We start from the raw sequence: 6,848 nt of genomic DNA, 5'->3' as shown, positions 1-6,848 counted from the left end.
CCTGACGGACAGGAGGCGCGGTGCCGGCTGGCACCGCGCCTCCCGTCCGTCTGCTGGTCGCCCTGCGGCCGGCGGCCGTCGCGGCCGAGCTACTTCTTGCCGCCGCCGAGCAGTCCGCCCAGGCTGCCGAGGATGCCGCCGACGTCGAGGCCGCCGCCACCCTTGCCGCCGCCCGCCCCGCCGGCCGCACCGGAGCCGCCGCCGAGGAAGCCCCCGAGCAGCCCGCCGATGTCGAACCCGCCGCCGCCCGACTGCGTCGCCGCCTTCTGGTTCCCGAGCTTGCTCAGCACGATCGGCGCGACGAGCGGGAGCACCTTGCCGATGATCCCGCCGAGGTCCACGCCGCCGCCGGTGCTGCCGAGCGCCGCCGCCACGTCCTGCTGCTTGCCGCCGAAGACGTTGGCGACGATCTTGTTGCCGTCCTCCTCGTCGACGTCGTCGATCGTGCTGGGGTCCGGCTTCGCGGCGTGCTTGTCGAGGGCCTTGTCGAGCGAGGCCGCGCCACCGTTCTCCACGTTCTTCTGCAGCCCACCGACGAGCGCCGGGACCGCCTGGCTGACGGCGTTCCTCGCGGTCGCCTCGTCGATGCCGAGCTTCTTCGCGATGTCGCCGATCGGGATCGCCCCGAGGAGGTCGTCGAGTCCTGCCATGGTCGTCCACTTCCGTTCGTGGTCGTCGGCTGACCGTGCGGGAGCGCACGAGGTGCCGCTGCTGGCTGGAGGCTATCCGGAACCCGTGCGCGCGGTTCGTGTGCGGCGCTGTCGGCCGCACGGGTTACCGTCGGAGCATGGAGCGTTCGGAGATCCTCGCCGCGGCGGCTGCCGCGCACGCCGCCCGCATCGCCGAAGCCGGCGGTGACGACGCCGCCGCCCGCGAACGGGCCGAACTCGTCCGGAAGCGGGCGGACGGGCTCGTCGACCGGATCGAGCGGAGCGAAGCCGCGGACGACGCCGCGCGCGACGCCGACCGTCGGCGGGCGGGAGAGGCCGACCGTGCCGCCTCCCGGACCGAGGGCTCGCTCTCGGACTGGCACCGGATGGGCACGCGGCGCGGGGTCACGCCCGACGAACAGGTCCGCACGGCGTGGACGGTCACGGGTGTGCCGGAACCGGGTGACGCGCGGGCCCTGGCGAACATCCTGCTGTCGACCGCGGGGCACGCCGGACGCGTCGCCGACGCCGCACGGAAGAACCCACGACTCTCGGGTGCCGCGAGCGCCGCGGCGCGGCGGACGGTCCGGCGCTACACGGACCACGGTGCGGACATGGCGTCGTTGGGGGACGTGCTGGACGAGCCGACCGGCGACGACGAATGATCGCTGACCAGGACTTTCGTGGAGCGATCCAATCGTCATGTTGTCTTCATGACCGATTGACAGGACATGGATTCGGGTTACGATCCTTCCAAGCGATGCAGCCTGATCACTGACGAAGGAGTCACCCGCATGGTCGACATCAAACCGACAGCCCCGAGCGTTCCGCTCCCGCCCGTCGGACAGGGTCCGCACGTCCGCCGCCTCGGCGTCCTCGCGCTCGTCGCCACCTTCGGCGGGCTCCTCTTCGGCTACGACACCGGCGTGATCAACGGCGCGCTCCTGCCGATGAAGCAGGAGCTCGGCCTGACGAACCTCACCGAGGGCGTCGTCACGAGCTCGCTCCTCTTCGGTGCCGCGATCGGCGCCATGCTCGGCGGTCGGATCGCGGACGGCTGGGGTCGCCGCAAGACGATCATCCTGCTCGCGGTCACGTTCTTCGTCGGCACCCTGATCTGCGTCTTCGCGCCGGTGTTCGGCGTGATGGTCGTCGGTCGTGTCCTGCTCGGTCTGGCGGTCGGCGGTGCGTCCACGGTCGTCCCGGTGTTCCTCGCCGAACTCGCCCCGTACGAGATCCGCGGGTCGCTCTCCGGCCGCAACGAGCTCATGATCGTCATCGGGCAGCTGGCCGCCTTCGTCGTGAACGCGATCATCGGCAACCTCTGGGGTGAGGGCAACGGCGTCTGGCGCGTCATGCTCGCCGTCTGCGCGCTGCCCGCGATCGCGCTGTTCGTCGGCATGCTGCGCGTCCCCGAATCACCGCGCTGGCTCGCGTCGAAGGGCCGCAACGACGAGGCGCTCGAGGTCCTCGGCCAGATCCGCTCGAAGGAACGTGCCGAGGCCGAGCTCGAGGACATCAAGCGCTCGAACGAGTTCGAGTCGAAGGTCCAGCAGCAGAGCGGCTGGCGCACCCTGCTCGGCAACAAGTGGCTGATCCGCATCGTGCTCATCGGCGCCGGCATCGGTGTCGCCCAGCAGCTCACCGGCATCAACTCGATCATGTACTACGGCCAGACCGTGCTCATCGAGTCCGGCTTCCAGCAGTCGGCGGCACTCATCGCGAACATCGCCCCCGGGATCATCGCCGTCATCGGTGGCGTGATCGCGATCTACAACATGGAGAAGATCAACCGGCGCACGACGCTCATCCTGGGCTACTCGCTGACGACGGTCTGCCACTTCCTCATCGGCATCGCGTCGATGACGCTCGTCGAGGGCAACCCGGCCCGCCCGTGGGTCATCCTGTTCCTCGTCGTCGCGTTCGTGGGTTCGATGCAGACGTTCCTCAACATCGCCACGTGGGTGATCCTGTCCGAGATCTTCCCGACGCAGATCCGTGCGCTCGGCATGGGCATCGCGGTGTTCTGCCTCTGGATCGCGAACGCGTTCCTCGGGCTGTACTTCCCGACCATCGTCGCCGCGACCGGCATCACCGGGACCTTCTTCGGATTCGCGATCGTCGGCGTGCTGGCCCTGCTCTTCATCTGGAAGTTCGTCCCGGAGAGCCGCGGTCGCACCCTCGAAGAGGTCGAGGAGGGCGTCACCACCGGCAACATCTTCACGGTCCCCGCGAAGCAGGCACGGCGGTAGACAGACCACCACAACGGACTGGAGGCGCGGTGCCAGCTGGCACCGCGCCTCCAGTCCGTTTCGCAGTCGCGTCTACGGGCGCAGGAGCACCTTGCCGACGCGGCCGGCGGTGTCCGAGGCGCGGACCGCGTCGCGGACGTCCTCGAAGGCGAACGTCTCCGCGACGGGGAGCGTCAGCGAACCGTCGAGCACGCGGGTGATGAGCTCGCCGAAGAGCTGCCCCTTTGTCTCGGCCGGCATCGTCTTGCTGACGACGCTGCCCCAGAAGCCCTTCACCGTGAGCTGGCCGAAGATGACCTTGCCGGAGGGGATCTCGAGCGTGGGGGAGGCCATCGCGCCGAACACGACGAGGGTGGCGTTCTCGCCGAGCACGCTCGCGATGTCGCCGGCGGCCTTGCCACCGACGGACTCGACGCCCGCGACGATCGGCGCACCGCCGGTGATCGCGGCGACCTGGTCCTTCCAGTCGTCCGCGTCGGTGGCGACGATGCGCTCGATGCCCTGCTCGCGGAGCTCCTCGACGCCGGCGGCGCGGCGGACGAGCCCGATGACGTTGATGCCACGCGCGGCGCCGAGCTGGGCGACCATGCGGCCGACCGCACCGTTCGCGGCGTTCTGGATCAGCCAGTCGCCCTCGTGCAGGTCGAGCGAGTGCAGCAGGCTGATCGCGCTGAACGGCATCGAGACGAGCTGGGCCGCGGCCTCGTCGGGCATCGCGTCGGGCACCGGGACGAGCCCGGCGGCGTTCGCGGTGTAGTACTCGGCCCAGACGCCGAACGCCCCGCCGGCGACGCGCTGGCCGACCTGCAGGTTCGTGACGCCCTCGCCGAGGGCCTCGACCACGCCGAGCGCCTCGGTGCCGGAGGCCGCCGGCAGTTCGGGCTTGAAGCCGTACGTGCCGCGGACGGTCCAGAGGTCGTGGTTGTGGATGGGGGAGAGGACCGTGCGGACGAGGACCTCGCCGGCGCCCGGGGTGGGGACCGGGCGCTCCTGCACGCCGAGGACCTCGGCCGGCTCGGCGAAGGTCTCGTGGACGACGGCGCGCATGGTGGTGGGGGTGGTGCTCATGGACTAGTCCTCCGAGACGGTGATGGTGACGTCGATGTTGCCGCGGGTCGCGTTCGAGTACGGGCAGACCTGGTGCGCGGCGTCCGCGAGGGCCTGTGCCTGGTCGTGCTCGAGCCCGGGCAGGACGACCTCGAGCAGCACGGCCAGCTGGTAGCCGCCCTCGCCGTTCGGGCCGATCTGCACGCGGCCGCCGACGGAGGAGTCGGCGATCTTCACCTTCTGGCTGCGGGCGACACCCTGCAGTGCCGAGTGGAAGCACGCGGCGTACCCGGCGGCGAAGAGCTGCTCGGGGTTGGTGCCGGCGCCCGAGCCACCCATCTCCTTCGGGATCGCGAGGTCGAGCGCGAACGAGCCGTCGCTGGTGGCGACGCGGCCGTCGCGGCCGGCGCCGGTGGAGAGGGCCTCGGCGGTGTAGAGGGCTTCCATGGTGTTCCTTCCTTCGTGGGGTCAGTGGTCCGCGGCGGCGCGGTTCGGCGTCGCAGCGGCGTGCATGGTCTCGGTCAGCCGGTGCAGCGTCGCGATGAGTTCCGTCGCGGCGTGCTCGTCGGGCAGGCCCATCCCGGCGGCGATCGTCGACGGGATGTGGGCCAGTTCGCCGCGGATCGAGCGGCCGCGGTCACCGAGGGTGATCGTGACGACCCGCTCGTCGGTGCTGCGACGTTCGCGACGGACGAGGTCCGACTGCTCCATGCGGCGCAGGAGCGGTGAGAGGGTGCCGGAGTCGAGCTGCAGGTGGTCGCCGAGACCCGAGACGGTCTGGTCGCCCTCGATCCACAGCGTCACGAGGACGAGGTACTGCGGGTAGGTGAGCCCCCACGGTTCCAGCAGGGTCCGGTACGCCTGCGTGGTCGCACGGCTCGCCGCGTAGAGGGAGAAGCACACCATCTCGTCGGTCACGGGCATGCTGCAAGCATTGCACGCAACTCAGTTGTGCACAACCGTATCGGGGACACCTGTTGCCGATCTGTCCCGGTCACGCCCGGTCGACCGCCCGTCGTCACCGCCGTCCCGACCGCGGCGAGGACGACGCCGATGCCCACGACCTGCGCGGATGAGAGCGTCGCCCCCGGCGCGGGGCCTGGTGCGGCGGATGGGAGGCGCGGGGCGGGGCCGACCCGCGCCTCCCGTCCGTCAGTCGGTCGCGTCGGCGGTCGTCGGGGCGGCGTCCGATCCGGCGTCCTCGGTGTCCTCCGGGCGGCTGCGCAGGCGCAGGGTCGCCGCGAGGCCGAGCACCAGGAAGCCCGCGGCCGACCAGGCGGCCGCGCGCGTGCCGTCACTGAACGCCTCGGCCGCAGCGGCTCCTGCCGTCGGACTCTGCTCGGTGAGTGCCGCGATCGACCCGCCGGAGGACGCGACCACGGCATCGGCGATCTGCGACGCGGCCGCGCTCGAGGACCCGGCGTCCTCGAGCCGGTGCTGCAGCAGCGTGCCGGTCGACGTGAACAGCACCGTGCCGAGCACCGCGATGCCGAGCGCCGACCCGATCTGCCGGGCGGTGCTCTGGGCGCCGGAGGCCTCGCCGCTGCGCTCGACCGGGACGTCCCGCAGCACGACGCTCGTGAGCTGCGCGGTCGCGAGCCCGACACCGAACCCGTAGACGAACAGGCACGGCACGATCGCCCACCACGGCGTCGACGAGGTCACGACGAAGCCGATCGCCGCGACGCCGACGATCTCGGCGGCGATGCCGATCCGGACGATCCGCAGCGCGCCGATCCGCTGGCCGGCCGTCGCCGCGAACCCGCTCGCGACGAACGACCCGATGGCCAGGGCGAGCAGGACGAACCCGGTCTGCAGCGCAGAGTACCCGAGCACGTTCTGCAGCCAGATCGGCAGGGACAGGATGATGCCGAACTCGCCGAGGGACACGATGAGTGCCGCGATCGACCCGTTCCGGAACGACCCGATCGTGAAGAGGTCGAGCGCGATGAGCGTGGAGCGGCCCGCGCGCTGTCGCCGCCTCGTCCAGAGGACGAACGCCACGCCCGCGACGACGCAGAGCGCGAACGCGTACGGGATCGGGGAGAGCGGTCCTGGCCAGGTCCAGTCGCCGACCGTCAGCCGGGTGGCGTTCGACCACCAGCCGTACGTGCGTCCCTCGATGAGGCCGAACACGAGCGAGGCGCTCGTCACGACGCTGAGGACGGCGCCGACGACGTCGATCCGGCCGGCGTGCACGGTGTCGCGGGACTCGCGGACGGTCAGGGACGCGCCGACGACGATCGCGATGCCGAGCGGCACGTTGATGCCGAACGCCCACCGCCACGAGAAGTCCGTCGTCAGCCAGCCGCCGAGGAGCGGGCCCACCGCGACCATGCCGCCGATCGTGGAGCCCCAGACGGCGAAGGCGATCCCGCGCTCGCGGCCGGTGAAGGTGGCGTTCACGAGCGAGAGGGTCGTCGGCAGCACCATCGCGCCGCCGACGCCCTGCACGATGCGGGCGAGCACGAGCAGGTCGCCCGTCGGGGCCAGTGCGGCGAGGACCGAGGCGAGCGCGAACACCGTGACGCCCACGATCAGCAGGCGCCGCCGGCCGAAGCGGTCGGCGAGCGAGCCGAACACGAGCAGGAGCGCCGCGAAGACCAGGGTGTAGCTCTCCTGCACCCACTGCACCAGGGTGGAACCGATGTCGAGGTCGGCCACGATGCTCGGGATCGCGACGTTCACGATGGTCGAGTCGACGATGATGAGCGAGACGGCGATGCTGATGACGACGAGTCCGGCCCAGCGTCGGCGGTCGGGGGTGTGGTGGGTGCTCACGGGGCGGCTCCTCGGGTAGTCAGCATGCTGACTATCACCGTACGCCCGGAACGGCGACCTCGTGGAGCGCGCTCACGGGCGGGGTACGGACACCGTCGAGCGCGTGCATGGCCGGGAC

7 protein-coding genes are annotated in these 6,848 nt (G+C 71.2%); 2 read left to right on the top strand and 5 right to left on the bottom strand.

Annotation, left to right across the window (positions count from 1 at the left end; all coding sequences use genetic code 11):
• Positions 1 to 89: 89 nt before the first annotated feature.
• Complete coding sequence (locus BIV01_RS11240; protein WP_071302874.1) at positions 90 to 650, bottom strand: DUF937 domain-containing protein; 561 nt, start codon at positions 648 to 650, stop codon at positions 90 to 92.
• 137 nt (positions 651 to 787) lie between these two features.
• On the opposite strand from BIV01_RS11240, the gene BIV01_RS11235 reads away from it, so the two are divergent.
• Together BIV01_RS11235 and BIV01_RS11230 are read left to right on the top strand one after the other, a co-directional pair.
• The gene (locus BIV01_RS11235; protein WP_071302873.1) at positions 788 to 1,315 is read left to right on the top strand and encodes a hypothetical protein; all 528 of its coding nucleotides are present in this window, start codon (positions 788 to 790) and stop codon (positions 1,313 to 1,315) included.
• Positions 1,316 to 1,444: 129 nt separating this feature from the next.
• Positions 1,445 to 2,902 carry a sugar porter family MFS transporter gene (locus BIV01_RS11230; protein ID WP_070418050.1) on the top strand — a complete coding sequence of 486 codons (1,458 nt, stop codon included), beginning with the start codon at positions 1,445 to 1,447 and terminating at the stop codon, positions 2,900 to 2,902.
• Between the two features lie 72 nt (positions 2,903 to 2,974).
• On the opposite strand, the gene BIV01_RS11225 is transcribed toward BIV01_RS11230, so the two are convergent.
• From BIV01_RS11225 to BIV01_RS11210, 4 genes are all read right to left on the bottom strand, one after another.
• The gene (locus BIV01_RS11225) at positions 2,975 to 3,949 is read right to left on the bottom strand and encodes a zinc-binding dehydrogenase (protein ID WP_071302910.1); all 975 of its coding nucleotides are present in this window, start codon (positions 3,947 to 3,949) and stop codon (positions 2,975 to 2,977) included.
• Between the two features lie 24 nt (positions 3,950 to 3,973).
• Positions 3,974 to 4,396 carry an organic hydroperoxide resistance protein gene (locus BIV01_RS11220; RefSeq protein WP_022905450.1) on the bottom strand — a complete coding sequence of 141 codons (423 nt, stop codon included), beginning with the start codon at positions 4,394 to 4,396 and terminating at the stop codon, positions 3,974 to 3,976.
• Between the two features lie 21 nt (positions 4,397 to 4,417).
• Positions 4,418 to 4,873 (bottom strand): MarR family winged helix-turn-helix transcriptional regulator, encoded by a 456-nt coding sequence (locus BIV01_RS11215; protein WP_175473692.1) that lies wholly within the window; start codon positions 4,871 to 4,873, stop codon positions 4,418 to 4,420.
• A gap of 228 nt (positions 4,874 to 5,101) precedes the next feature.
• Positions 5,102 to 6,730 carry a DHA2 family efflux MFS transporter permease subunit gene (locus tag BIV01_RS11210; RefSeq protein ID WP_071302872.1) on the bottom strand — a complete coding sequence of 543 codons (1,629 nt, stop codon included), beginning with the start codon at positions 6,728 to 6,730 and terminating at the stop codon, positions 5,102 to 5,104.
• Positions 6,731 to 6,848: the final 118 nt, after the last annotated feature.

The organism is Curtobacterium sp. MCBA15_013, from assembly GCF_001865095.1.
Classification (GTDB): domain Bacteria; phylum Actinomycetota; class Actinomycetes; order Actinomycetales; family Microbacteriaceae; genus Curtobacterium.
The sequence above is the reverse complement of the archived record's forward strand: the minus strand, read 5'-3'. Positions and strand labels throughout refer to the sequence as shown.